This window comes from Pseudomonas sp. FW300-N1A1, assembly GCF_058789115.1.
Window position 1 is genome coordinate 154,307 of the sequence record NZ_JBYTBK010000005.1, and the last position, 24,996, is coordinate 179,302.

The 24,996-nt window shown below is 59.0% G+C and carries 18 protein-coding genes; 9 read left to right on the forward strand and 9 right to left on the reverse strand.

Features of this window, described 5'->3' with window-relative positions; all coding sequences use genetic code 11:
* Positions 1-164 precede the first annotated feature (164 nt).
* A complete protein-coding gene (locus AC3WQN_RS06430) occupies positions 165-860 on the forward strand; it encodes a pirin family protein (protein ID WP_103401389.1) in 696 nt (231 codons plus the stop codon).
* Between the two features lie 76 nt (positions 861-936).
* Here the strand turns inward: AC3WQN_RS06430 and pgm are convergent, their stop codons facing one another.
* From pgm to AC3WQN_RS06450, 4 genes are all read right to left on the reverse strand, one after another.
* Positions 937-2,580 (reverse strand): phosphoglucomutase (alpha-D-glucose-1,6-bisphosphate-dependent), encoded by a 1,644-nt coding sequence (gene pgm, locus AC3WQN_RS06435; protein WP_103401388.1) that lies wholly within the window; start codon positions 2,578-2,580, stop codon positions 937-939.
* A gap of 110 nt (positions 2,581-2,690) precedes the next feature.
* The gene (locus AC3WQN_RS06440; protein WP_103401387.1) at positions 2,691-4,091 is read right to left on the reverse strand and encodes an aminotransferase-like domain-containing protein; all 1,401 of its coding nucleotides are present in this window, start codon (positions 4,089-4,091) and stop codon (positions 2,691-2,693) included.
* Between the two features lie 125 nt (positions 4,092-4,216).
* On the reverse strand, positions 4,217-5,692 hold the full coding sequence (locus AC3WQN_RS06445) for a hypothetical protein (RefSeq protein ID WP_103401386.1): 1,476 nt from the start codon (positions 5,690-5,692) through the stop codon (positions 4,217-4,219).
* A gap of 595 nt (positions 5,693-6,287) precedes the next feature.
* Entirely contained in the window at positions 6,288-7,310 is a 1,023-nt protein-coding gene (locus AC3WQN_RS06450; protein WP_103401385.1) for a zinc-dependent alcohol dehydrogenase family protein, read from the reverse strand.
* A 267-nt stretch (positions 7,311-7,577) separates the two neighbouring features.
* Between AC3WQN_RS06450 and AC3WQN_RS06455 the strand changes: the two genes are divergently transcribed.
* From AC3WQN_RS06455 to AC3WQN_RS06475, 5 genes are all read left to right on the forward strand, one after another.
* Positions 7,578-8,492, forward strand: coding sequence for a LysR family transcriptional regulator (locus AC3WQN_RS06455; RefSeq protein ID WP_095144369.1), 915 nt, complete (start codon positions 7,578-7,580; stop codon positions 8,490-8,492).
* A gap of 147 nt (positions 8,493-8,639) precedes the next feature.
* Positions 8,640-8,972 carry an IS66-like element accessory protein TnpA gene (gene tnpA / locus AC3WQN_RS06460; protein ID WP_256587328.1) on the forward strand — a complete coding sequence of 111 codons (333 nt, stop codon included), beginning with the start codon at positions 8,640-8,642 and terminating at the stop codon, positions 8,970-8,972.
* Complete coding sequence (tnpB, locus tag AC3WQN_RS06465) at positions 8,969-9,304, forward strand: IS66 family insertion sequence element accessory protein TnpB (protein ID WP_103401383.1); 336 nt, start codon at positions 8,969-8,971, stop codon at positions 9,302-9,304. The genes tnpA and tnpB overlap by 4 nt, the downstream gene beginning before the upstream one ends.
* A gap of 81 nt (positions 9,305-9,385) precedes the next feature.
* The gene (tnpC, locus tag AC3WQN_RS06470; protein WP_103401382.1) at positions 9,386-10,933 is read left to right on the forward strand and encodes an IS66 family transposase; all 1,548 of its coding nucleotides are present in this window, start codon (positions 9,386-9,388) and stop codon (positions 10,931-10,933) included.
* A gap of 131 nt (positions 10,934-11,064) precedes the next feature.
* Positions 11,065-11,568: a cupin domain-containing protein gene (locus AC3WQN_RS06475; RefSeq protein ID WP_103401381.1), complete on the forward strand. Its 504-nt coding sequence runs from the start codon at positions 11,065-11,067 to the stop codon at positions 11,566-11,568.
* A 55-nt stretch (positions 11,569-11,623) separates the two neighbouring features.
* Here the strand turns inward: AC3WQN_RS06475 and AC3WQN_RS06480 are convergent, their stop codons facing one another.
* The 5 genes from AC3WQN_RS06480 to AC3WQN_RS06500 all read right to left on the reverse strand — a co-directional run bounded on the left by AC3WQN_RS06480 (position 11,624) and on the right by AC3WQN_RS06500 (position 18,291).
* The gene (locus AC3WQN_RS06480) at positions 11,624-12,202 is read right to left on the reverse strand and encodes a hypothetical protein (RefSeq protein ID WP_256587327.1); all 579 of its coding nucleotides are present in this window, start codon (positions 12,200-12,202) and stop codon (positions 11,624-11,626) included.
* Between the two features lie 5 nt (positions 12,203-12,207).
* Positions 12,208-13,332 carry a DUF4062 domain-containing protein gene (locus tag AC3WQN_RS06485; RefSeq protein ID WP_103401380.1) on the reverse strand — a complete coding sequence of 375 codons (1,125 nt, stop codon included), beginning with the start codon at positions 13,330-13,332 and terminating at the stop codon, positions 12,208-12,210.
* A gap of 119 nt (positions 13,333-13,451) precedes the next feature.
* Positions 13,452-16,391, reverse strand: coding sequence for a DEAD/DEAH box helicase (locus AC3WQN_RS06490; RefSeq protein WP_103401379.1), 2,940 nt, complete (start codon positions 16,389-16,391; stop codon positions 13,452-13,454).
* Between the two features lie 308 nt (positions 16,392-16,699).
* Positions 16,700-16,972 (reverse strand): hypothetical protein, encoded by a 273-nt coding sequence (locus AC3WQN_RS06495; RefSeq protein WP_146038385.1) that lies wholly within the window; start codon positions 16,970-16,972, stop codon positions 16,700-16,702.
* Positions 16,973-17,034: 62 nt separating this feature from the next.
* A complete protein-coding gene (locus AC3WQN_RS06500; RefSeq protein ID WP_095147809.1) occupies positions 17,035-18,291 on the reverse strand; it encodes an aromatic amino acid transport family protein in 1,257 nt (418 codons plus the stop codon).
* Between the two features lie 400 nt (positions 18,292-18,691).
* Here AC3WQN_RS06500 and mexE point away from each other — a divergent pair, with 400 nt between their 5' ends.
* From mexE to AC3WQN_RS06515, 3 genes are read left to right on the forward strand one after another with little or no spacing between them, the layout of a single operon-like run.
* The gene (gene mexE / locus AC3WQN_RS06505; RefSeq protein ID WP_103401377.1) at positions 18,692-19,945 is read left to right on the forward strand and encodes a multidrug efflux RND transporter periplasmic adaptor subunit MexE; all 1,254 of its coding nucleotides are present in this window, start codon (positions 18,692-18,694) and stop codon (positions 19,943-19,945) included.
* Positions 19,946-19,960: 15 nt separating this feature from the next.
* On the forward strand, positions 19,961-23,140 hold the full coding sequence (locus AC3WQN_RS06510; RefSeq protein ID WP_103401376.1) for an efflux RND transporter permease subunit: 3,180 nt from the start codon (positions 19,961-19,963) through the stop codon (positions 23,138-23,140).
* A complete protein-coding gene (locus tag AC3WQN_RS06515; RefSeq protein WP_095079055.1) occupies positions 23,137-24,558 on the forward strand; it encodes an efflux transporter outer membrane subunit in 1,422 nt (473 codons plus the stop codon). Before AC3WQN_RS06510 ends, AC3WQN_RS06515 begins: the two co-directional genes overlap by 4 nt.
* Positions 24,559-24,996: the final 438 nt, after the last annotated feature.

Consider the following 24,996-nt stretch of genomic DNA (forward strand, 5'->3'; position numbering starts at 1 on the left):
CGATGAACTGAAGGCTGGTCCGTAGAATTCATTCGCCTTCATACATCTAATAAATAGATTGGTTTCAGGCATTTTTTACGCTTTTTATCGATTCGTTGCTGATAGATGATGCGCACCATCAACCACCGGTTCTCGTTGTATGACGAACCTTTCAGGAGACGATCATGCTTGAACTCAGACCCTTTGCCTCCCTGGGCGGCGCCCATCACGGCTGGCTGGATGCCCACCACCACTTCTCGTTCGCCGAGTACCATGACCCCAAGCGCATGAACTGGGGCAACCTGCGGGTCTGGAACGACGATGTGATTGCCCCCGGTACCGGCTTCCCCAAACACCCGCACCGCGACATGGAAATCATCACCTATGTTCGCGAAGGCGCCATCAGCCACGAAGACAACCTGGGCAACAAGGGCCGCACCGAAGCCGGTGATGTCCAGGTGATGAGCGCCGGCACCGGAATCGCCCACAGCGAATACAACCTGGAGTCGACGGCCACCCGGATCTTCCAGATCTGGATTATCCCCAACCAGACCGGCACAGCGCCGTCCTGGGGCGCCAAACCGTTCCCCAAGGGGCAGCGCGAAGGGTTCGTGACCCTGGCCAGCGGCAAGGACGGCGACAACCAGAGCCTGCGCATCCGCGCCGATGCCCGGTTGGTGGCGGCGAACCTGAAAGCCGGGGAAAGCGCCGAATACCGGCTGGACAACGGTCGGCGCGCCTACCTGGTGCCCGCCACCGGGGTGATTGAAGTCAATGGCCTGCGTGCACAGGCGCGAGACGGCGTAGCGATTGCCGACGAGCAGGTGCTGCGCGTGACCGCCCTTGAAGACAGTGAAATCGTGCTGGTGGACCTGGCTTGATGCACTGAGGCCCAACGAAAAGGGGTGACCGCCGTGGTCACCCCTTTTTTCGTGCTGCTGCGGGCGAGCGTTGCGCTTACTGGCTGATCGCGCCGTCCACCAGGGTTTGCGCCTCTTGCACCAGTTGCTTGAGGTGGTCGTCGCCGATAAAGCTTTCGGCGTAGATCTTGTAGATGTCTTCGGTGCCCGAAGGACGGGCGGCGAACCAGCCGTTCTCGGTCATGACTTTCAGGCCGCCAATGGCCTGGTCATTGCCCGGCGCCTTGCTCAAGATGCGCTGGATCGGCTCACCGGCCAGTTGGGTCGACGTGACCTGTTCTGGCGACAATTTGCCCAACAATGCCTTTTGCTCCGGATTGGCCTTGGCGTCTACGCGCACCGAGAAGGGTTCACCCAGTTCATCGGTCAGCGCACGGTACGCCTGGCTTGGGTCGCGCCCGGTACGGGCGGTCATTTCCGCGGCCAGCAGGGCTGGAATCAGCCCATCCTTGTCGGTGCACCAGACACCGCCATCCTTGCGCAGGAACGAAGCGCCAGCGCTCTCTTCACCGCCAAAGCCCAACGAACCGTCGAACAGGCCATCAGCGAACCACTTGAAACCCACCGGCACTTCGTACAGGCGACGGTTCAGGCGCTTGGCCACCCGATCGATCAGACCGCTGCTGACCACGGTTTTACCCACGGCCGCATCGGCACGCCATTGTGGCCGGTTCTGGAACAGGTAGTCGATGGACACCGCGAGGTAGTTGTTCGGTGCCAGCAAACCACCGGACGGGGTGACGATGCCGTGACGGTCGTGGTCCGGGTCGCAGGCAAAAGCAACGTCGAAGCGCTCCTTGAGACCGATCAGGCCTTGCATGGCATGGCTGGAGGACGGGTCCATGCGGATCTGGCCGTCCCAGTCCACCGACATGAAGCGGAACGTCGGATCGACCTGAGTGTTCACCACATCGAGGTTCAAGCGGTAGTGTTCGGCGATGGCCGACCAGTAGCGCACCCCTGCTCCGCCCAGCGGATCCACGCCCAGACGCAGGTTGGCCCCGCGAATGGCGTCGAAGTCGATCACATTGACCAGATCGGCGACGTAGGTGTTGAGGTAGTCATGACGGTGGGTGGTGTCGGCCTTCAGCGCCTGTTCGTAGCTGATGCGCTTGACCCCGGCCAGCTTGTTGGCCAGCAACTCGTTGGCCTTGGCCTCAATCCACTTGGTGATGTGGGTATCGGCCGGGCCACCGTTCGTGGGGTTGTACTTGTAACCGCCACTTTGCGGTGGGTTATGGGACGGCGTGATGACAATGCCATCCGCCAGCCCCGACGTGCGACCGCGGTTGTAGCACAGGATGGCGTGGGAAACGGCAGGGGTCGGCGTGTACTCATCGCCTTCGGCGATCATCACCGTCACCCCGTTGGCAGCCAGTACTTCCAGGGCGCTGGCACCGGCCGGCGTCGACAGCGCATGGGTATCGATGCCGACAAACAAAGGGCCGTCGATGCCCTGGGCTTCGCGATACAGGCAAATCGCCTGGCTGATGGCCAGGACATGCCATTCATTGAAACTCAGCTCGAACGAGCTGCCACGGTGCCCCGACGTACCGAACGCAACGCGCTGGGTGGCCACCGAGGCATCGGGCTGACCGGTGTAATAGGCCGTAACCAGTCGCGGGATATCGACCAACAAGGCTGCTGGTGCCGGTTTGCCCGCAAAAGGACTGAGTGTCATGCAAAACCTCTGAAAGAGTGGGGTTCAGGAATAGGAGCGCAGTTTACTGGCAGTTTGACCACAGAGCGATGGGATCGATCCTGAACCCGACAGGATATTTTCCACCAAGCTCAATCCGTGAGTTCCAGCCGCAACGCATCCGCCAGCATTGCCATTGCCGTATCCAGATCATGCTGGCCGCTGAACCCATGGCTCAGGCGCACATACTGTGAATGCAAGCCCTGCAAACTGAACAGTTCCCCCGGGGCAATCACCACGCTTTGCTTGAGCATGCGCTGAAACACCCTTCGCATATCCACCGGTCGCAACGAGCGCGCCCACAGGGTCGCCCCACCCGCCGGGTCGACCCACTCCAGTGAATCTCCCAGGCGTTCGCGCACCACCTGGATCATCCGGGCCTTGCGTTCGCTGAGCAGTCGCCGCAGCACCTGCAAGTGCTGATCGATGCGTCCGCTGCTGTACAGCCGCGCGATGGCTTTCTGGCGGATGGGCGACAGGCGAAAGGAGCGCAACAGGAAATTGCGCTGCAGCTCGGCACTCAGCTGGCGCGACAACAGGTACCCGTAGGGCGCCTCGGGCCCCATGAATTTTTCGAAGGTGGAAAACACGATCAGACGCTCAGGATCGAGCAGGTCACGAAAGCGCTGCCCATTCGGCTCGTGCCCCAGTTCACCGTACACATCGTTCTCCAGCACCCAGCAGTCGTGCTGCTGCAACAGCCGCGCGACGCGTTGGCGATTGTCCGCGGGCATCAGACTGCCCCGGGGCATGCTGACACCGGACGACAGCACCGCCAGGCGTACTGTTTCGGTGGTGAGCAAACGCTCCAGCAATTGAAGGTCGAGGCAGCCGGTGCCGGCGATGGGCAACTCGAACACCTGCACGCCCCCCGCCTGGAGCAGACGCAGAATCGTCCAGTCACAGGGCGACTCCACCAGCACGGTCGCGCCTTTGAGGCCCAGTACCGCCATCAGGATTTCCAGCACGCCCCGCAAGTCAGCACCGATGTAAACGTCGTCGGCGTGCCAGTAACGCGTGGGCGAGGTGGTGTAGCGCGCCGCCAACGCGGTACGCAGTTCCAGCTCACCGCAGGGTTGTGAAAGCGGTTGCTGCTGACGGGGATACTGGCGAACCAGCTCTCTTTCCAACAGCAATAACGGACTGTCCAGGGACTGCAACAGCGCCGGTTCGTCGGTACTCATGACCAGCATGCCCGGACGCCGGGCACTGACGTACAGCGTTTCAAGCAGGTCATTGCCACTGCAGAACGAAGCGTTCAACGACACCGGCATCGCGTAGTAACCCGATTTGGCGACCGAATACACCCGCCCTTCTTTCTCCAGCAACGAGTAAGCGTACTGGATAGTGGAAATCGACACGTTCAGGCGCTCGGCCAACTGCCGCAGGGACGGCAGCTTGATGGGGGTCTCGCTCCCTACTTCATTGATCAGGCAGGTCAGGTAACGGTACACGGCCTGGTAGGCAAAATCAGTCTCTCGCAGCCCTTTCATGGGAGATGGCCGATCACAAGCTAAACCTGCGATACCACAACGCTCCTCTGCCGTGCCCAGCCTCCTGGCGTGCGCCGTGAAATCCGCCAACGCCTGTACTTTTAAATCAGTCAAACCAGGCTCCTCTAACGTTTCGCTGACAGATCGCACCGCGTATCCGTCTCATCGGAGCAGGATTGCCCTTCGCTGCATGCAGCCTGAGCGATAACCTCACGCCCGGTGCCCGGCACCGACCGCATGCCGTAGAGCGCGCGAATCAAATGGAGTGGCAAGCCGCTGACATCCACCATCCATTGCATGACCTGCTCGGCGACCGCGCGCCCCTGCAGCGCCTTGTAAACTTCCGGCATCGCCACCAGCATCCCGGGATGACAGCGTCGCAAAAACCGCTCCAGCCCCGCCCCCTCATCGACAAAGGGTGTAAAGAGCAAACACAGCTGCTGCGCTTCACTGAGCCCCAAGGTCTGCTGCGCCTCGATGTTGGCCTGCATACGTCGTTCGGCGAGGGTCTGCGGATTGCCGTACAGCTCCAGCGCCTGATCACAGAATCGTTCGGGCACCTGCCTTTTACGCATCATCAGCAGCGCTCGCTGGATGTATCGGGCAAAACCCTGCTCGTAGGTCTGACCTTTGAGGTAACTGGCTTGCAAACCGCGAAAGTGCGCCGACAACAACGGGCTGGCGAATGGATTCTCGCGTAACTGGGCATCCACTTCATCAGGCTGCAACCCAAGGAATTCGCTGAGCAGCGGCCAGCGGTCGTCCATATTGCCGGTCACCAGGTCCTGGACATCGATGTAACTGGCAGCGCGCCGTGCATCAAATCGCTCCTGCGGCCGCCACTCGACACGTTCATGGCCGGCGTAGAGCTCGCGGTAAAAATCAGGTCGCAGTTGCTCGAGTATCGAAAACAACCCGTCGAAACTCTGTTCGGGCTCAAGGGACATGCGTAACCCTGCCCTCGCCGCGCCGCGCGTGAGCCCTGCGAGGAACTGCTTTTGCTGACGTAGCGTTTCACCGCCGATCAAGGCATCGACACCGCCGTCCCAACGGGTTATCTGCCCATAAAGCTCACCCATGGCCAGATAACCGTCATCACAGGCCTCAAACACACCACCAACCCCGCGAAGGTGGCCGAGCATCAGCATGTTCGCCCGATTCAACTCACGCCCGGCATCCGAAATCGGCGCTGAATGGCTGAACGGCAGCACCTCGCGATTATCGACCATCAACACTTCGACCCTGGGGTCATCGTAGACAAACAGGGCGCTGTAACTGCGGTGAAGCGTCTCCATGATTGCAGGGGTGGTTGTGCCCATCCGCAGCGTGGCGACACGTAGCTGGAAGGTCGACGGCGCCCTGCCCGCGATGCTCAGTTGCGCCGCCCGCAAAAACGCCAGGGTGTAGCAACTGTCCGGAGTACCGGAATGGTTCATGAGCACTTTGTAATGACCGATTCTTTCCGCTCCCCCGGCCGCCACCACAAGACGCTGCATTAAAAGCTGCAAGGCCGTACGTTCCGCCCTGGAAAAGAAACTCAGCAATCGTTGCAGCACTTGCTGGTAGACATAGTTCATCGCTTGATCATGTATAGCGCTCATCGTATTTACCTGACACTCAATAAATCGGCGTTGCACAAATAACCATCAGCCCGTGAAACCAACGGCCGGAGACAGTTCCTTAATGCCGTCTTAGTTTCTGTCGTTGAATGCTAGCACTTTGATTGCTACCACTCTGTGACACGATTGCCCGGCAATAACGCCAACCAACCCGGCAACCGACCACACCCCTGAAAACAAAAGGCCTGACGGCAAGCGCATAGAGCCTAGGAAGTTTCCGACAGCGTCCCACAAACAATGAGCACAGAAAATAAAGAACACGAAACGGAGAGAGGCCAAGACAACTAACTAACCGGTCTTTTACATGTCGATTTTCGACGCGTGGCGCAGACACTCCATGGTCCGCACACCCGACACCTGAATCAGCACTCACTAAAATACAACACCCAACCATGACTCTTTCCTTGAAATGAAAGTAATCATTCAATTATCAGGGCTTAGTTAATGATTAGAAGATACAGATCAGAAGTAAAAACCAGTTCAGTTGCTGAACCAGAGGATCACAATCCAGGGCAATGAGCGAATTGAACGCCCGGCAAAAAGCCAAGAGCCCGCTATTGCGGGCTCTTGAACAGCGTCATAGCGGTTCGACTAGCAGCGCCACCCGTTCGCGGCACGGACATTCGTCCATGTAACGGTGCGCCTCGACAAACTCGGCGAACGGGAAGACTCGAGTCTTGAGCGGCGACAGCACACCATCGGCCGTCAGTTGATTGATATCGCGCAGGGCCCTTTGCAGCGCGGCCTGGTCCTGGGCAATGCCCAACTCCGGCTTGCCGGTAAAGTTGCCGATGCAGTGCACGAAAAACTGAATGTTCTTCTGGAACGCCGCACAGGCCGGAAACGGTGTCTGGTTGCCGCCTTGCAGGCCATACAGCACCAGGCTGCCACGGGGCGCCAGGACATCGCCGAGCAACGACATCTGCGGGCCGCCAAGGCCATCGAACACCACATCCACACCGCGGTTGTCGGTGAACTTGTTGATCTGCATGAGCAGGTCCTGCTCTTCGGTGACAATCACCTTTTCGGCACCGAGGGACAACAGGTATTCACGCTCCTGCGCGGTCTTGGTCGCGGCAATCACCCGCACCCCCAAAGCCTTGCCCAGTTGCACGAAGGCGGGACCGGCACAGTGGCTGGCATCGGTGACCAGGGCGAACTGACCGGGCTTGACCCGGGCCAGGTCGGCGTAGGCGAAATAAGCGATCAGCAGCGGCGTGTAGTGCACGGCCGCATCAACCGGGCTGAGCACATCGGGGTAACGGGTCAACGCCGTACGAGGCAACACGATCTGCTCGCCGTACACCGGGTAATCATTGGCGCTTTGCGCCGGGAAGCTGGCTACCTTGTCGCCGACGGCCAGATCATCCACGCCCTCACCCAACGCCGTCACCACGCCGGCCATCTCACTGCCCAGGCCGGACGGCAGCCGTGCGTGCGACGATGCCAGGTTCTGACGCCAGAGTGTGTCATACCAACTGATGCCAATCGCCTCGACGCGCACCTGCACTTCGCCCGGCGCAGGCAGAGCTACCGCATGCTCTTCGCACTTGAGCACTTCGGCCGGACCAAACTTGTGAAAACGGATCGTGCGGGACATCGCAAACCTCGTCAAAGTAACCTCTAATACCATGAACTCTATCCGGGCTTTCTGGCCAAGACCATCAGTGGCTATTAATAGTCGACATGCCTGTCATTGATTCCGCAGCCCCGGCAATCCGTCAATAGACATAGAAAACCGAACCAGCATTGTGGGAAAAATGAATTACTCGGTGCAGAGTAACAGCCTTTCCCCGTAAGATTCATGCCGGCCATTGTTCTCAAATGGCCGCACTCGTCAAGTTTGCTGACTCTGCCAGGACTCCAGATGAATCGTAATGACCTGCGTCGTGTCGACCTGAACCTGTTGATCGTGTTTGAAACACTGATGCATGAACGCAGCGTGACCCGCGCCGCGGAGAAGCTGTTTCTCGGCCAGCCAGCCATCAGCGCGGCGTTGTCTCGCCTGCGCGGCCTGTTCGATGACCCGCTGTTTGTGCGCACCGGCCGCAGCATGGAACCCTCTGCCCGCGCGGTGGAAATCTTCGCCCTGCTCTCGCCGGCCCTGGACTCGATTTCCACCGCGGTCAGCCGAGCGGCCGATTTCGACCCAGCCACCAGCAACGCAGTGTTCCGCATCGGCCTGTCGGATGACGTGGAGTTCGCCCTGCTGCCGATGCTGCTCAAGCGTCTGCGCGCCGAAGCCCCCGGGATCGTCCTGGTGGTGCGTCGGGTCAATTACATATTGATGCCGAGCCTGCTGGCCTCGGGCGAAATCTCCATCGGTGTCAGCTACACCACTGACCTGCCCGCCAATGCCAAGCGCAAAGTGCTGCGTCGCAGCCTGCCCAAACTGCTGCGCGCCGACACCATGCCCGGGGCCTTGAGCCTGGACGACTTCTGCGCCCGCCCCCACGCACTGGTATCGTTTGCCGGCGACCTCAGCGGCTTTATCGATGAAGAACTGGAAAAGCTCGGGCGCAAGCGCCACGTGGTGCTCGCCGTGCCGCAGTTCAATGGCTTGAGTACGTTGCTGGCGGGTACCGACATTGTCGCCACCGTGCCGGACTACACCGCCGAAGCCCTGACCGCCGCCGGCGGCGTGCGCGCCGAGGACCCGCCACTGCCGACCCGCAGCTTCGAGTTGCACATGGCCTGGCGCGGCTCCCAGGACAATGATCCGGGTGAGCGCTGGTTGCGGTCGCGCATACAGATGTTTTTTGGGGATCCTGAGAGTCTTTAGGTGTCGTCTGGCAGGCTGTTCATCTGATCATTTTTGCCTTTCCACAGTAACCGGCCAGCCAACACACCTTCCTGACCCCACCGCCAAAGGCGATGGTGCCCACCTATTTAAGTGGACACCACTTCCCGCCTTTTAAGAGGGTCTTTCATGCAGCCACAACGCCGCTCCTATTCCAAGTCGTTCAAAGCCCAAGTCATTCAAGAGTGTGCCCAGCCCGGAGCCTCGATTGCCAGCATCGCGCTGAACCACAGCCTCAACGCGAACCTCGTCCACAAGTGGATTCGGCTGCAAACGCAGAAAAGCATGGGGCTGCAACCCGCTTTTGTTTCACTGCCCATGCAACTCGCCGGAGCGGAGTCGCAAGTTGCACCATCGAATATCAGCGTTGAGATCCAGCACCCGCGCGGCACCGTAAAAATTAGTTGGCCAGCCGACAGCGCGGCTGTCTGTGCGACCTTCCTTCGAGATCTATTGCGATGATCCGCATCGACGCCATCTGGCTCGCCACCGAGCCCATGGACATGCGCGCCGGCACTGACACCGCGCTGGCGCGGGTGGTGGCCGTGTTCGGTGCGGCACAACCGCACTGTGCTTATCTGTTTGCCAACCGCCGCGCCAATCGCATGAAAGTGCTGGTGCATGACGGGTTGGGTATCTGGCTGGCGGCGCGCCGACTGCATCAAGGCAAGTTCTTCTGGCCAGGTTCCCGGCATGGCCTTCAGGTGGAGTTGAACGATGAACAGCTTCGCGCTCTGGTGTTGGGTTTGCCATGGCAAAGAGTCGGGCAAAACAGTGCGATTTCCATGATGTAACACCTGCCATGGCCAGCCTCGCCGTGCAATTGTCGCATGAGCCTATCGTCGGTATTGGCCTGTTCTGGAAGAATCGGCGGCATGACTTCGCTACCCAGTCTCGACCAACTATGCCCTGAACAACTGCGCACTATCGCGGCGCAGTTGATGCAGCGTGTCGAGAATCTCGATCAAAAAGTCGAGTCAATGGACAAGCAGATCCACCACTACAAAACGGTCAACGACAAGCTGGCCCATGAGATCGCGCAGCTCAAGCGCTTCAAGTTTGCCAAGCGAAGCGAGCAACTGAACCCTTATCAAGCCAGCCTACTCGATGACATGATCGATGCCGATATCGCGGCCATAGAAGCCGAACTTGAGGCGTTGCAACCCGCTCCGGCCCCGACCGTCGCTCAGCAAAAACCTAAACGCACGGCCTTGCCGCCCGAGTTCCCACGCACGCAGATCCATCACGAACCGGACAACACGCAGTGCACCTGCGGCTGCGCCCTCAAGCGTATCGGTGAGGATGTCAGCGAGAAGCTCGACTACACACCCGGCGTGTTCACCGTCGAACAGCACATCCGTGGCAAGTGGGTCTGCGATCAATGCGAGACACTGATCCAGGCACCGGTTCCCGCACAAATCATCGACAAGGGCATCCCCACCGCCGGCCTGATGGCTCAAGTGATGATCGCCAAATACGGTGATCATTTGCCGCTGTACCGTCAGGAGAAGATCTTTGGCCGGGCTGGCCTCGCCATCCCGCGCTCGACCTTGGCGCAGTGGGTCGGCACCTGCGGTGTGCAACTGCAACCACTGGTAGATGCGCTGCGCGAGGTGGTGCTCACCCACAATGTGGTGCACGCTGATGAAACGCCGGTGCAGGTGCTCATGCCTGGCGCGAAGAAAACCCATCGGGCCTACGTCTGGGCCTACGCGACCACCGCGTCTGCCGATGTCCGCGCGGTGGTGTACGACTTCAGCCCAAGCCGCTCGGGCGAACATGCCCGGGCCTTCCTGCAAGACTGGAAAGGCAAACTGGTGTGCGACGATTTTGGTGGCTACAAAGCCAGCTTTGCACTCGGCGTGACCGAAATCGGCTGCATGGCCCATGCCCGGCGCAAGTTCTTCGACCTGCACGCCACGAACAAAAGCACGCTCGCCGAGCAAGCCCTGCGCTATATCCAGTTGCTATACGAAATCGAAAGCGAAGTCTGCGATCTGGAGCCAGATTTACGGAGACGAATAAGACAAGAAAAAGCCGTCCCTGTGATGGAAATGCTGCATTCCTGGATGATCGCCCAGCGCGAACTTGTGCACGATGGCGTAGCCATCGCCAAGGCCCTGGATTACAGCCTGAAACGCTGGACGGCGTTGTCACGTTATCTGGACGACGGCGCGGTGCCCATTGATAACAATCACATAGAGCAGCAAATCCGCCCATGGGCTCTTGGACGCAAGAATTGGCTCTTTGCAGGGTCGTTACGCAGCGGCAAACGCGCGGCGGCGCTGATGAGCCTGATCCAGTCGGCCAAGCTCAATGGGCATGATCCGTATGCTTATCTGAAAGATGTACTGACGCGCTTGCCGACGCAGCGAGCGAGTGAGATTGATCAGCTACTGCCGCATCAGTGGGTATCGACCTGAGTCATGCATCGTGACTTCGGTGTACGCTTACGCATCGGGCATGTGAAATTGAAGAGCTGCTGCCGCATAAATGGCAACCCGGTTAGCTACTCGAGACGGGATGCCCGGACAGATACTTTCGGGAGTGAGTAATGAGCAATGACGCCTGTGTTCTAACTGCACGCATGATTCGCAATTTCAATGATGTGCCGCTGCAATACGAGCGCCGCGACCCTCTTTACGAGAGCCATGGCGCGCGCCTCGGCACTGACACCGTCGCGCAGAAACTCGGTGCGTCGGTGGACATCGTTGCGCCAGGCAAGCGTTCTTGCCCCTACCACTTTCATTATGCTCAGGAGGAGATGTTCGTCATCCTGGAAGGGTTTGGCACCCTGCGCGTGGCGGGCGAAATGTTGCCGATCCGAAGCGGCGACGTCATCTTCATTCCGCCCGGCCCCGAGTATCCGCATCAGATCATCAACACCTCGGATGCGCCGCTGAAGTACCTGTCCATTGGCACCCGAGAAACCCCCGAAGTCTGCCAATACCCGGATTCCGGCAAATATCAGGCGATGGTCACAATCAATGGAACGCGCGCGTTCACCGCTGTGCAGCGGCCCGGGACTACGCTTAATTATTGGGACGACGAACCATGAAGGCACCGTGTTGATGAAGCCTGCCAGAGAAATGAATTAGGAAAGTCTAGTGACACTACATCTGGTTGATTACTAACTGCTTGGGTGAGTTCGCCGGACGGTTACAGTCAAAGTAAATCTGATCGCCCCCCATCAGCAGCAAGTGGAACCGCTTCAACCCCTTGTCATGGATTCGTCCTTCGTGCCAAAGCTGCTCCTTGTCCAGCAAGTAACCCGCAGCACGCAAGTCACTGTCATGGTTGCTGATCAGGTCAGCCCAGACGGCGTTTTCAGGGCGCACTAACTTGCGCATTCCACTAGGATCCGAAAAGCCATTGCAAGAGACGTAGGCCATTCTTGGGGCATAGTCTTGTCCGGGGATGGAGAACTGCCATTGCGGCCCTCCCTGCCCTACACCAAACTGAACCGTTCGCTCCTGCGCCTGCTGATCACAACTCAGGTCGTAACGAAGGATGGTTTCCTTTGAACGCTCCAGTAAAACCTTCGGCGCCGGACAAGGCCGCCCTTCAATAGAAAGAGCTGGGAATGCAGAACCACTTACGATCCCGACTAACGCGGTCACTTGCCACTGCCCTGCTTTGCTGACGCCTCGAAAGGACAACACGGGCCCCACAGTGAAGAGTGCTTTAGACATCCCTGTTATCTCCCTTCAAGTTCGGCGGCAATAACTTTGACAATCTTGGCGCGTGAAGCGGCTCTCTTGGCCAGAATCTGCGCTTCACCTGTTTGATCCAACCACTCCCTAAAACGCTGGAGCGCGTGGCGCGTTTGCGACGCATCGCGACAGTTGGCCAGAAAGGCAAACTGTACTTTCTGTACATCATCAGCGACAAAAATTCCGAAGGAACCGCTGACAACCGTAGCATCAGGAAAGCCTAGCAACGCAGTGGCCTGAGTCTCTGTCGCTCCACGGTGACAGGCGATCAAATGCAACGGCCCTTCTGCACCTTTCAACATATCAGCGTGTTCATGGTCACGTAGAAAAGGCTTACCCACCAGCTCACGCGCAGCAGAAACCGTGAACGCAGCCGGGATTGCATGGACAAACACAACGACATTCACTCCAGCAATTGAAACAATGGCGAACGCTTCGCTAGCAGGGTCTTTGCCACCATTGAGCGCCTGCAGTAACACCGTTTCCATCGCTCGTTTGCGCTGACGGAAGTCCATTCGTGTCCAATCCAGCGCCTGGCCCATATCGAAACGGCTCGAAGCCGCGGCGGTTACACCACGCTGGGTCAGAACAACCAATGCATCAAGAAGCGCTTCCTGAACTCGTGTACGCAGTTGATCCACAGTAGAGACCAGCCCCCCCCTAAAGGGTGTCTGCTGTGCAATAAACGCCTGGAAGCGCTGGTTACGTGCTGCCTCAGCTTCTCGGCCATCGTCTACTGGGATATTTGGCATAGCGATGAAGCGCACCTTCCCCCGAGTGGTGGCGAGCCCTTCCATGTACTCCGCATGGCAAATACCAATGTCGCCGTCACCACTGGCCCAGCCGGCATTACCGTTGGACAGCACTAGTAGCACATCGCAATCCCTCACGGCTTGCAAACAGGCGTCCCAACTGTCCTGCATTCCGTCCGCAGGAGGTGCATCTTCGTTAATCCAAACTTCAAACACCTGTTTGCCAAATAGCTTCGTGCCTTCTATCTCACGTTTGAGTTGCTCTCGGATATTGCTGAGCGTTTGATCGCTGTCCGCGGGAAAGCGATCGTTGCAACGGCTGGACAGCATTACTTTGATTCTCTTTGACTGGGCCATCCTTGCTCCTGCCCCAACTTCCGAGGCCTCAAAATTCTTTTATCAATGAATACCTTCCCGCCCTTTCTCCAGATTCATCTGGCCAAGAAGCCGGAGGCAATGTGGTGCCCACCTTTCTGTTATGCACTGGTTACGACCCGGACATCTGAACCAGATACATTCTTAATGTAGGAGTAACTGGTGCCGAGGACAGCAAGCTGATCAGCGGAGATTTTCGCTGCTGAAATGGCAGGCTGTACGATCACGAATCTGAAAATCATCTCGTGGTCGTGACACTTGTTGCGAAGTAGCTCCAAATCTATTGGGTCACCCTTGAGGATTCTGTCGAATCCTTTCGGCAGCGATTGCTGGTACCGACCCATCAATCGATTGAAGAATTTTTCCTCGGTGTGCAGCCACTTCACCGATCGTGACGCCTGGCCGCAGACCTCGTAGACATCGTTCACGCGAGCACCAGGTCGAGCCTCGCCATCTTTTTGGGGGCAATACTTGCAGTGGTAAAGGTCGACATAGATTGCGTCCTTGCTCTCTTTGATTGCCACTAAATCCGCAATCTCACCTGCACCATCATCGTTGAAAATGAATGCATAGTCGCCCTCAATTCGGCTGTAGGTGAACCCTTGGACGGTGTCCATGTTACGAGTTGCCCTCATGGACTCGTTGTGGATCTGGGTGGTCCCCCAGTCCCAAGCCTCAATCAGCGCTATAGGAAGCTTCAAGTCCAAGCTATTGGGAGTGTAGAATCGGTAATTGCCCTCGACCATCGAACCGTCTACGGCTAGCAAGACCAAAGGGTTCGCATCCAGGTACTGCTCGAACGAGCTCTCTTCGGCGAAAATGATCTTGACCCCAGGGCAGGAGAACTTGTAGCTGTCGTTCAGTAACCGTATCGTGATGTCAGGCAGTTGACGCTCCGTGCCATCTACTGCAATGGCGATGAGAGGCACTTCTAGTGTCAGCTCATCGCTTCGCCGAGGTTTGCCAAGCTCGACATCAAGCAGGTTGAAAATCTCACCGTTGAACGCTAGCGAAATTTTCTGCTCGTTTTCGATCGCAATGGACTCCGGCCAATCAGCATAGAAAAGTCCCGTTGGCCAGGCCCCTTCGATCTTCTCCGAGCGAATCACATCCTTGAGCACTTCAGAAGGGTTGATCGAGGCATCGTTGAGTTTCTGTGAGGCACGTTTGCACCACTCAATCCAGTAAATGATGCTGGAAGAGTTCATCTCCCAGATCTTCCCTTTGTGAGAGCAGCCAACGGTGGTGCGCTGTCCATCTTCATAGCCCGTTGCGAAGATGTTGGACTTTTTCGCCGTGCCGTTCTCGATTTCACTGATGACGGTATTGATGTCCCGCCCGACGTGCATCGTGAATCTCAGATCCTTGCGTGTCCTGGACAGCCCCACGTTCTGCAGCTTCATGAGCTTGATGTCGTGCAGGGTGCGGAAGGTAGGCTCGCCGTTGATTCGCCTGGCATCCTTTGCAATCAAATTCAAAAAACGCGTCGCTTGCGACTCATCACCGGAGGAGTGAATGAATAGAGTCTTGTCGGGCGCGTGGTAGTACGCCAGGTACAGAATCCAGTTCGTGTCCACAATCGCCGAGGTCTGAGCCCATCCGACGGGTGTTTCTCGTCGGGTCACCATGATGATCGTGTCTGAATCGTCGTTGATAGAAAGGAACTGCAGCGGTTCTTTCTTCTGGGAGAAGTGATTCGCTTTCTCTGGCCGCCAATGGTCGCGCTCCACATGGTAGGCGATCGCACTGATCTTTGGGTTGGGGTTCAACCCGAAGATCTCCTCGGAGTCGGCATCATCCGGGAACTGTTCAGTGAACGTCTCTTTTTCGATTTCGCGGGCGATCTTGTCTTGGCTCACATCTCGAATCACGGTGCTCCAGTCGGCACTTTCCTTGTAAAGCACTGCCATCTGGTAATCGACTTTCTGGTTGGCAATGTTTGAGACGAATTTGGCGTCGCCTAGCGTGTCATCAACCCGGGTTAGCCGACCGATGAACTGTAGCGTGACTGCCGGACTGCGATGCTGGTCGTGAATAGCCGCGATTTTCAGCTCTGGCAGGTCGAAGCCTTCGCCCAGCATGTCCACGCATACGATGATCTTGTATTTCTTCTCGACAATTTCACCCAGCAGCTTGACCCGATTCGGCACCTTGCTGTGGATGAGAATGGGTGAGAGGTCTTCATGCTTTTTGTAGAGCTCAAACAGGGCTTCAGCACGTTTTTGCGATCGTGCGCGTACCATCAGTAGGTGGTTAAAGCCTTGCTCTCGATCGCCTCGCAACAACTCTACCGCCTTATCAGCAACCACTTGGTCAGCCAACTCGAGGTTGTATTCGCGCACTGGGTGAAATTCGATCGACTTGAAGTAGCCATCGATCTGCGCATCCTTCAACGGGTAGTTGTAGATAATCTTGCCTTCAAGGGGCTGATTGTCCTCCCTGAAAGGCGTAGCAGTGAACTGCAGGCATGGCTTCTCTTTAAACGCGGTTTTCACCCGCCCCCATGTCATGGCGGCCACATGATGGGTTTCATCGATGATCAGGTGGCTGCAGAGCTCAGCCAAGGCTTGGAGGGACTCTGTGTCGAATCGCTGCAATGCTTGCGGGGTAGCGACAATTACATTCGCCTCGGCAAGCTGTTGTACATCTTCAGCCGACATTCCTGAGCCGATCGCCCTCACCACAGGGTTAAGTGCTGTGGCAGAAACAGCACCGATCTCCCGAAGTTTTTTCAGCCCGAGGCATTTTTCGACAAGCTGGGAACGCAAGGCATCTGATGGGACGAGCACCAATGTCCTTGCCAACCGCCCTGCGATAAGCAGACCAAGCATGGTATCGGTCTTGCCGGTACCCGTTGGCATCACGATCGTTGCGGTCGTGGCCGGAGACATCACCAGGTGACCCAGTGAAGCGTATAGCGCGGCAAGCTGAGGCTTACGCAAGCCCGGCGTATTGGTATCCCGGACTGCCAGGTTGAAGTTGAAGAGGTGTTGCTGCCAGCTTTGATATACGTCTAAGTACTTCCCTGTAGCATCGACCATTGCGTTCACCAAATTGAATGTGAAAATCAGCGCTGATTATTTAATGGCCACATGCTATCAGTGAACATCATCTCAGGTGTACCCCGAAAAGCAGTGCTCAAACGCGCCACTCCCTCTGCCTTCACCAACCGACGATCGATGCCAAACAGTTCAATCTGAGATGAAGGTACACTGAAAGCCATCCGAATCCATCTTGGTCTATGTAAGAAATCGCCATTCGCGATCACTCGCAAAACTGATGCAATTGGGGGCAAAACTGGGGGCATATTTGATATTTTTCTGCCTGAAAATATCGTCCTAGAGCCAAGTCAAAATGTTCTTCGGCGACCCTGAGAGTCTTTGAAGGGCCGGGATACCGCGCCCGTCGCCGGGTCGATCAGCACCTTGGCCGGTGGCAGGAAATTGCTCGTGGGCTGCCCGTACTGAGTGAATCTCTGAGGCAGGACCTGCACCTGCGCGGCCAGGGTCTGCTCATCCGGCACCAGGCGAATCTCCAACACATACTCGACCTTGTAGGTCGCCTTCTGCGCCCGAGCTGCCAATGACTGAGACGTGGCCCAGGCAGCAAAAGCCTCGGCCACAGCCCAGACCACTGTATCCAGTGCGGCGACGGCTTTTCTCTGGCAAAGCTAGCCGCAGCCACTCACCAACTGGCAGGCAACCAGCCCAGCGCGCCGCAGATGGCATAGGCCATGCTCATCAGATAAAGCACCACCACGGTGACCTGGATCAGCGGATGGGCAATCCAGCCACATTGCCAGGCCGGGACGATATCGCCGCTCTTGCGTGCCGAACGCAGCATCAGGATCGGCATGATCGACAAGATCACCCCGCTGAAGACCCCGGCGAAGTACAAGGCGCTGACGAAACCGACCATACCGCTGTACGCCAGGATAAAGGGCGGGATGCAGACGATGGCCAGTACCAGCAAGCGCGTCTTCGGGTTGCTCTCTGAACCCAGGCTCTGGAACTTGTCAAAGATGTTGGTCAGGAAGCTGCCACCCAAGCCCCAGTAAGACGTCATCATCGCGCACAGGGCAAAGGTGTTGGCGGTGTAGAACGCCCATTGCCCCAGTGCCTGGCCCCAGGCCAGGGTAGCGACTTCGCTCTGGTTCTCCAGGCCGGTCAAGGCAATCACCGACATCGGCACCATCGCCAGCAAAACAAAGGTAATCACCATCCCGGTAATCACCGCCAGCGGCAGACGCTTGGGTGCATGGCTGAAGCCACGGGCCATTTCCGGAACCACGTACTGGGCCGAGAAACAGAACACGGCAATGTTGAACACTGGGATCATGTAGACCCAATCACCTTCCAGCAAGTTGGCGAACTGGGTGTTTTCGTTCACCAGCGTCGCGATCACCAGCACCAGTGTCATGCTGAGCATGCCGATGCTGATGAACTTCTCGCCCTTGCCGATGGCCTTGAGGCCGAGGTACAGCACCAACGCTGCAGGCAGGAAAAACAGCAGGCTGCCCAGCGCCGGGCTGATGCCGAAGAACTCACTGAGTACCTTGCCGCTGCCACTCATGTAGGCAACCAGCGCACCGATGCTGTTGACCGCCACCGAGAGAAAAATCGCCCAGGCGCCGAAAGAACCGACATAACGCTGCGCCAGGCCACTCAATTGATGGTGACGGCGGGTACGCAAGGCGGTTTCCGAGACATACAGCATGGAAATCGTGGTGAAAATACCGGCGACCGCGAGCCAGAACAGCAGCGGCATGTATCCGGCTTTGCGGCTGGCGTAAGCCATCGACAACACACCGGCACCAATGTTGGTGCCGACAATCATTGCCACCGCCTCGACGAAGGTCAGGCGTTTGACTTCCAGTCCGGATGACTCGGCATTGGGCGCCTCGCATGGCTCGCCGGCAACGGCGTAAGGGGTCTTGCTCATGAACAATTCTCGCTATTTATAGTTATTGCAGAATCCATGCAGCACTCATTATCAAAGCACTGCACGCAGTGGAACCTTGAACGGCGGGAAAAATATCACACACAGTGTTCAAAATAATACTCGCAAGATATCAATAATTGATCGTAGACGTGCGATCTAGAGCGGTGCACGCCTTGGAGAGGGGAAACGGCGAGCGGCGCTCACGGTGGTGATGGCGAGCAATCCCTGACGGATAGCTCTATTAACAAGATTGATAGCTGCCTAACAAAAACCCCAGGCTAGAGGGCTCGCCTGCCGCTTATATCATTCCGAATGATAGTTACCTTTGCCTCATTCGATTCGTGAGATACCCCCTCGCGAAGCATCATCCGCCCATCTCAATACATTGGCGGATGCATCCATGGAACAGTCACTCAAACATTTGCGCTTGCCCTTGGCCGCCTTGGCCTTGCTGGTGATGAGCGCCTGCGGCAAGACGCCGGACTCGGCCGCCGCCATGCCTGCTGCCAAGGTCAGCGTGGCCAAGGTCCTGGAACAACCGGTCAACGAGTGGGACGAGTTCACCGGCCGCCTCGAAGCGCCGGAAACCGTCGAGATCCGTCCACGGGTCTCGGGCCAGATCGATGAAGTGGCCTTCACCGAAGGCGCGCTGGTAAAACAAGGTGACCTGCTGTTCCAGATCGACCCGCGTCCGTTCCAGGCTGAAGTCCGTCGCCTCGAAGCGCTGGTCGCCCAGGGCCGTGCCAATGCGACCCGCAGCGAAAACGAAGCCCGCCGTGGTGAACGCCTGCGCACCAGCAACGCGATTTCCGCGGAACTGGCCGACTCGCGCACCAGCGCCGCCCAGGAAGCACGGGCAGCAGTCGGTGCGGTCCAGGCGCAACTGGACCTGGCCAAACTGAACCTGAGTTTCACCCGGGTAACCGCGCCGATCAGTGGCCGTGTCAGCCGCGCCGAGATCACCGCCGGCAACCTGGTGACCGCCGATACCACCCCACTCACCAGCGTGGTCTCCACCGACAAGGTCTACGCCTACTTCGACGCCGATGAGCGCGTGTACCTCAAGTACACCCAGCTCGCGCGCCAGGGACAGCGCGGTCAAACCACTCCGGTTTACCTGGGCCTGTCCAATGAAGACGGCAACCCGCACCAGGGCCAGATGAACTTCGTCGACAATCAGGTCAACCCCAAGACCGGCACCATCCGTGGTCGCGCGGTGTTCGATAACAGCAAGGGCGAATACACCCCAGGCCTTTATGCCCGCCTGAAACTGGTGGGCAGTGGCACCTATTCGGCGGTGTTGATCACGGACGAAGCGGTGGGCACGGACCTGGGCAAGAAGTTCGTGCTGGTGATGGACGCCGACAACACATCGGTCTATCGCGCCGTTGAGCTGGGTCCGAAGATCGAAGGCTTGCGCATTGTGCGCAGCGGCCTGAACAAGGACGACACGATCATCGTCAAGGGCCTGCAACGGGTGCGCCCGGGGTCGCCGGTGACCCCTGAAGTGGTCCAGATGGCCAGCCAGGAAACCCTCGCGGCCCTTGCACAACAACGCCAGGCGCTTGAAGCCAGCAACCTGCCCCAAGTCGCGCCCGCCAAGGTTGCGCCGGGCACGGTTGTGAAGCTCGCCGCTGCGACTCCACGCGGTTAAGGGATACAGACTCCGATGAATTTTTCCCAGTTCTTCATTTCACGGCCGATCTTCGCCGCGGTACTGTCGCTGCTGATCCTGATCGCCGGCAGCATCTCGCTGTTCCAGCTGCCCATCAGCGAATACCCGGAAGTGGTACCACCGACAGTGGTGGTGCGTGCCAACTTCCCGGGTGCCAACCCCAAAGTCATCGGTGAAACCGTGGCCGCTCCCCTGGAGCAGGCCATCACCGGCGTCGAGAACATGCTGTACATGTCCTCGCAGTCCACCGCCGACGGCAAGATCACCCTGACCATCACCTTTGCCCTGGGCACCGACCTGGACAACGCCCAGGTGCAGGTACAGAACCGCGTCACCCGCACCGAGCCCAAGCTGCCGGAAGAAGTGACCCGGATCGGCATCACCGTGGACAAGGCCTCGCCTGACCTGACCATGGTGGTGCACTTGACCTCGCCGGACAAACGCTACGACATGCTCTACCTGTCCAACTACGCCCTGCTCAATATCAAGGATGAGCTGGCGCGCCTGGGCGGTGTCGGCGATGTGCAACTGTTCGGCATGGGCGACTACTCGCTGCGGGTGTGGCTGGACCCGAACAAGACCGCTTCGCGCAACCTGACCGCCACCGATGTGGTCAATGCCATTCGCGAGCAGAACCGCCAGGTGGCCGCCGGTGCACTGGGTGCGCCTCCGGCACCGAGTGCCACCGCGTTCCAGCTCTCGGTCAACACCCAGGGTCGCCTGGTGTCCGAGGAAGAGTTCGAGAACATCATCATTCGCTCAGGCGACAACGGTGAAATCACTCGCCTGAAGGACATTGCCCGCGTCGAACTGGGCTCCAGCCAGTACGCCTTGCGCTCCCTGCTGAACAACCAGCCGGCGGTGGCGATCCCGATCTTCCAGCGTCCGGGCTCCAACGCCATCGAGATCTCCAACGAAGTGCGCGGCAAGATGGCCGAGCTGAAGAAGAACTTCCCGGAAGGCATGGACTTCAGCATCGTCTATGACCCGACGATCTTCGTGCGCGGCTCCATCGAGGCGGTGGTACACACCCTGTTCGAAGCGCTGATCCTGGTGGTGCTGGTGGTGATCCTGTTCCTGCAGACCTGGCGCGCCTCGATCATCCCGCTGGTGGCGGTGCCGGTATCGCTGATCGGTACCTTCGCCGTGATGCACATGTTCGGCTTCTCGCTCAACGCGTTGTCGCTGTTCGGCCTGGTGCTGGCCATCGGCATCGTGGTGGACGACGCCATCGTGGTGGTGGAGAACGTCGAGCGCAACATCGGACTGGGGCTGACCCCGGTGGAAGCGACCAAGCGTGCCATGCGTGAAGTGACCGGCCCTATCATCGCCACGGCGCTGGTGCTGTGTGCGGTATTCATCCCGGCGGCGTTCATCTCCGGGTTGACCGGTCAGTTCTACAAACAGTTTGCCTTGACCATTGCCATCTCGACCGTGATCTCGGCCTTCAACTCGCTGACCCTGTCGCCAGCGTTGGCGGCGGTGCTGCTCAAGAGCCATGACGCGCCGAAAGACCGTTTCTCCAAGGTCCTCGACACGCTCTTTGGCGGCTGGTTGTTCCGTCCGTTCAACCGTTTCTTCGACCGCGCCAGCCATGGCTATGTCGGCACCGTGACCCGAGTGATCCGCAGCAGCGGTATCGCCCTGCTGCTGTACGCCGGCCTGATGGTGCTGACGTTCTTCGGCTTCTCCAACACACCGACCGGTTTCGTGCCGGCCCAGGACAAGCAATACCTGGTGGCGTTCGCCCAACTGCCGGACGCCGCGAGCCTGGACCGTACCGAAGAGGTGATCAAGCGCATGTCCGACATGGCGCTCAAGCAGCCGGGCGTGGAAAGCGCGGTGGCGTTCCCCGGCCTGTCGATCAACGGTTTCACCAACAGCCCCAACGCCGGCATCGTGTTCGTCACCCTCAAGCCCTTTGATGAGCGCAAGGACCCGAGCGAATCCGCCGGGGCCATTGCCGGGGCCTTGAACGGCCAGTACGCCGATATTCAGGAAGCCTACATGGCGATCTTCCCACCGCCGCCGGTACAGGGCCTGGGCACCATTGGCGGGTTCCGCCTGCAGATCGAGGACCGGGGCAACCTGGGCTACGACGAGCTGTACAAGGAAACCATGAACATCATCAACAAGAGCCACAACGTGCCGGAACTGGCCGGTTTGTTCACCAGCTACACGGTGAACGTGCCCCAGGTCGATGCCGCCATCGACCGCGAAAAGGCCAAGACCCACGGCGTGGCCGTCAGCGACATCTTCGACACCCTGCAGATCTACCTGGGGTCGCTGTATGCCAACGACTTCAACCGCTTTGGTCGTACCTATCAGGTCAACGTCCAGGCCGAGCAGCAGTTCCGTCTCGAGCCGGACCAGATCGGTCAGCTGAAAGTGCGTAACAACAAGGGCGAGATGATCCCGCTGGCAACCTTCATCAAGGTCAGCGACACCTCGGGTCCCGACCGCGTGATGCACTACAACGGCTTTATCACTGCTGAAATCAACGGTGCCGCCGCCCCTGGCTACAGCTCGGGCCAGGCGGAGAAAGCCATCGAGAAACTGCTCAAGGAGGAACTGCCCAACGGCATGACCTACGAGTGGACCGACCTGACCTACCAGCAGATTCTGTCCGGCAACACCGCGTTGTTCGTGTTCCCGCTCTGCGTACTGCTGGCGTTCCTGGTGCTGGCGGCCCAGTACGAGAGCTGGAGCCTGCCGCTGGCGGTGATCCTGATCGTGCCGATGACCCTGCTGTCGGCCATCACCGGGGTGATTGTGTCCGGTGGCGACAACAACATCTTCACCCAGATCGGCTTGATCGTACTGGTGGGCCTGGCATGCAAGAACGCGATCCTGATCGTCGAGTTCGCCAAGGACAAGCAAGAAGAAGGCATGGACTCGCTCAGTGCGGTGCTGGAAGCGTGCCGCCTGCGTCTGCGGCCGATCCTGATGACCTCGTTCGCCTTCATCATGGGGGTGGTGCCCCTGGTGTTCTCCAGCGGCGCCGGTGCCGAAATGCGTCACGCCATGGGTGTGGCGGTGTTCTCCGGGATGCTCGGGGTAACCTTCTTCGGACTGCTGCTGACGCCGGTATTCTACGTATTGATCCGCCGTTATGTGGAACGCAGCGACGCCCGCAAAGCGGCCCGTGCCCTGAAACTGGAGGCGCAACAATGAGCTTGAAAGCCTTCCTGCCGAGCCTGCTGGTGCTGGCCCTGAGTGCTTGCGCCGTCGGCCCGGACTACAAGACCCCGGAGACGGCAGCGGCCAACATCACGTCCGCGACCGTGGGGGCCAACGGCGAGCAGAACTTCGACCGCGCCCGCTTCGAAGGGATCTGGTGGCAGCAGTTCGAAGACCCGATCCTCAATCAGTTGGTGAACACCTCGCTGCAGGGCAACCGCGAGTTGCGGGTGGCCTTCGACCGCCTGCGAGCTGCCCGGGCGTTCCGTGATGATGTCAGCAACGATGCGATGCCGGTGGTCACCAGCCGGGTCAGCAGTGACCTGGCCAAGGGCCAGATTCCCGGCCAGACCACCGACCGGGTCAGCAGCGAACGTTATGACCTGGGCCTGGACATGGCCTGGGAGATCGACCTGTTCGGACGTATCCAGCGCAACCTGGAAGCGGCCGACGCCGACACCCAGGTGGCCGCGGCCGACCTGTACCAACTGCAAGTCACGATGATTGCCGAACTGGTGGACGCCTACGGTCAACTGCGTGGCGCGCAATTGCGGGAGAAGATCGCCCTGGCCAACCTGCAGAACCAGCAGGAGTCGCGCAAGATCACCATCAGCCTGCGCGACGCCGGTGTCGGCGACCAGCTCGACGTGGTTCGCGCCGACGCGCGCCTGGCGTCGGTCGAAGCCAGCGTGCCGCAGTTGCAGGAAGTGCAGATCCGTCAGCGCAACCGCATCGCTACCCTGCTGGGCGAGCGACCGGACAAGCTCAGCGTCGACTTGAGCCCCGCCAGCTTGCCGGCGATCGCCAAGGCCCTGCCGATCGGTGATCCGGGCGAGTTGCTGCAACGCCGTCCCGACATCCTCAGCGCCGAGCGCAAACTGGCCGCGGCCACGGCCCGGATCGGCGTGGCCAAGGCCGACCTGTTCCCACGGGTCAGCCTCAGCGGCTTCCTCGGCTTCACGGCAGGACGCGGCTCGCAGATCGGCTCATCCGCCGCCAACGCCTGGGCGCTGGGCCCCAGCATTACCTGGGCCGCCTTTGACCTGGGCAGCGTCCGTGCCCGCTTGCGGGCCGCCGACGCCAACGCCGACGGCGCCCTGGCAACCTACGAGCAGCAAGTGTTGCTGGCCCTGGAAGAATCGGAAAACGCTTTCTCCGACTACGGCAAACGCCAGCAACGCCTGATCTCGCTGATCCGCCAAAGCGAATCGAGTCGCGCCGCCGCCGACCTGGCGGAAATTCGCTACCGCGAAGGCACCGCGGACTTCCTGGTGTTGCTCGACGCCCAACGCGAACGCCTGGCGGCCGAAGACTCGCAGGCCCAGGCCGAAGTCGACCTCTACCGTGGCATCGTCGCGATCTACAAAGCGTTGGGTGGCGGCTGGCAACCCGAAACCGTCGCCAGCAACTAAGCTTACAAGTGCTCCTTTGGTTGGCCGCAACCAACCAATTTTTTGCCCCGCGCCTCATTCGGTCGCGGGGTTTTTTTTGCTTCTTCACAGGGCTAAACGGCAAATCGCGGAGGCTACGATTGCGCATGGACACTGTCTTCGTGGCGAGGGAACTTGCTCGCGCTGGGGCACGTAGTGGCCCTGGCCGGGTGATTGCGCTCTTTCAGGCAAGGCCTCGGCGACCTTTTTAGGGTTGCTGCGCAACCCAGCGCGAGCAAGCTCGCTCGCCACGAACAGTAAGTCGCAGAGGCTGCAATTGCGCATGGACACTGCCTTTGTGGCGAGCGAGCTTGCTCGCGCTGGGCCGGGCTGGCGCTCCAGCACGTAGTGGCCCTGGCCGGGTGATTGCGCTCTTTCAGGCAAGGCCTCGGCGACCTTTTTGGGGTTGCTGCGCAACCC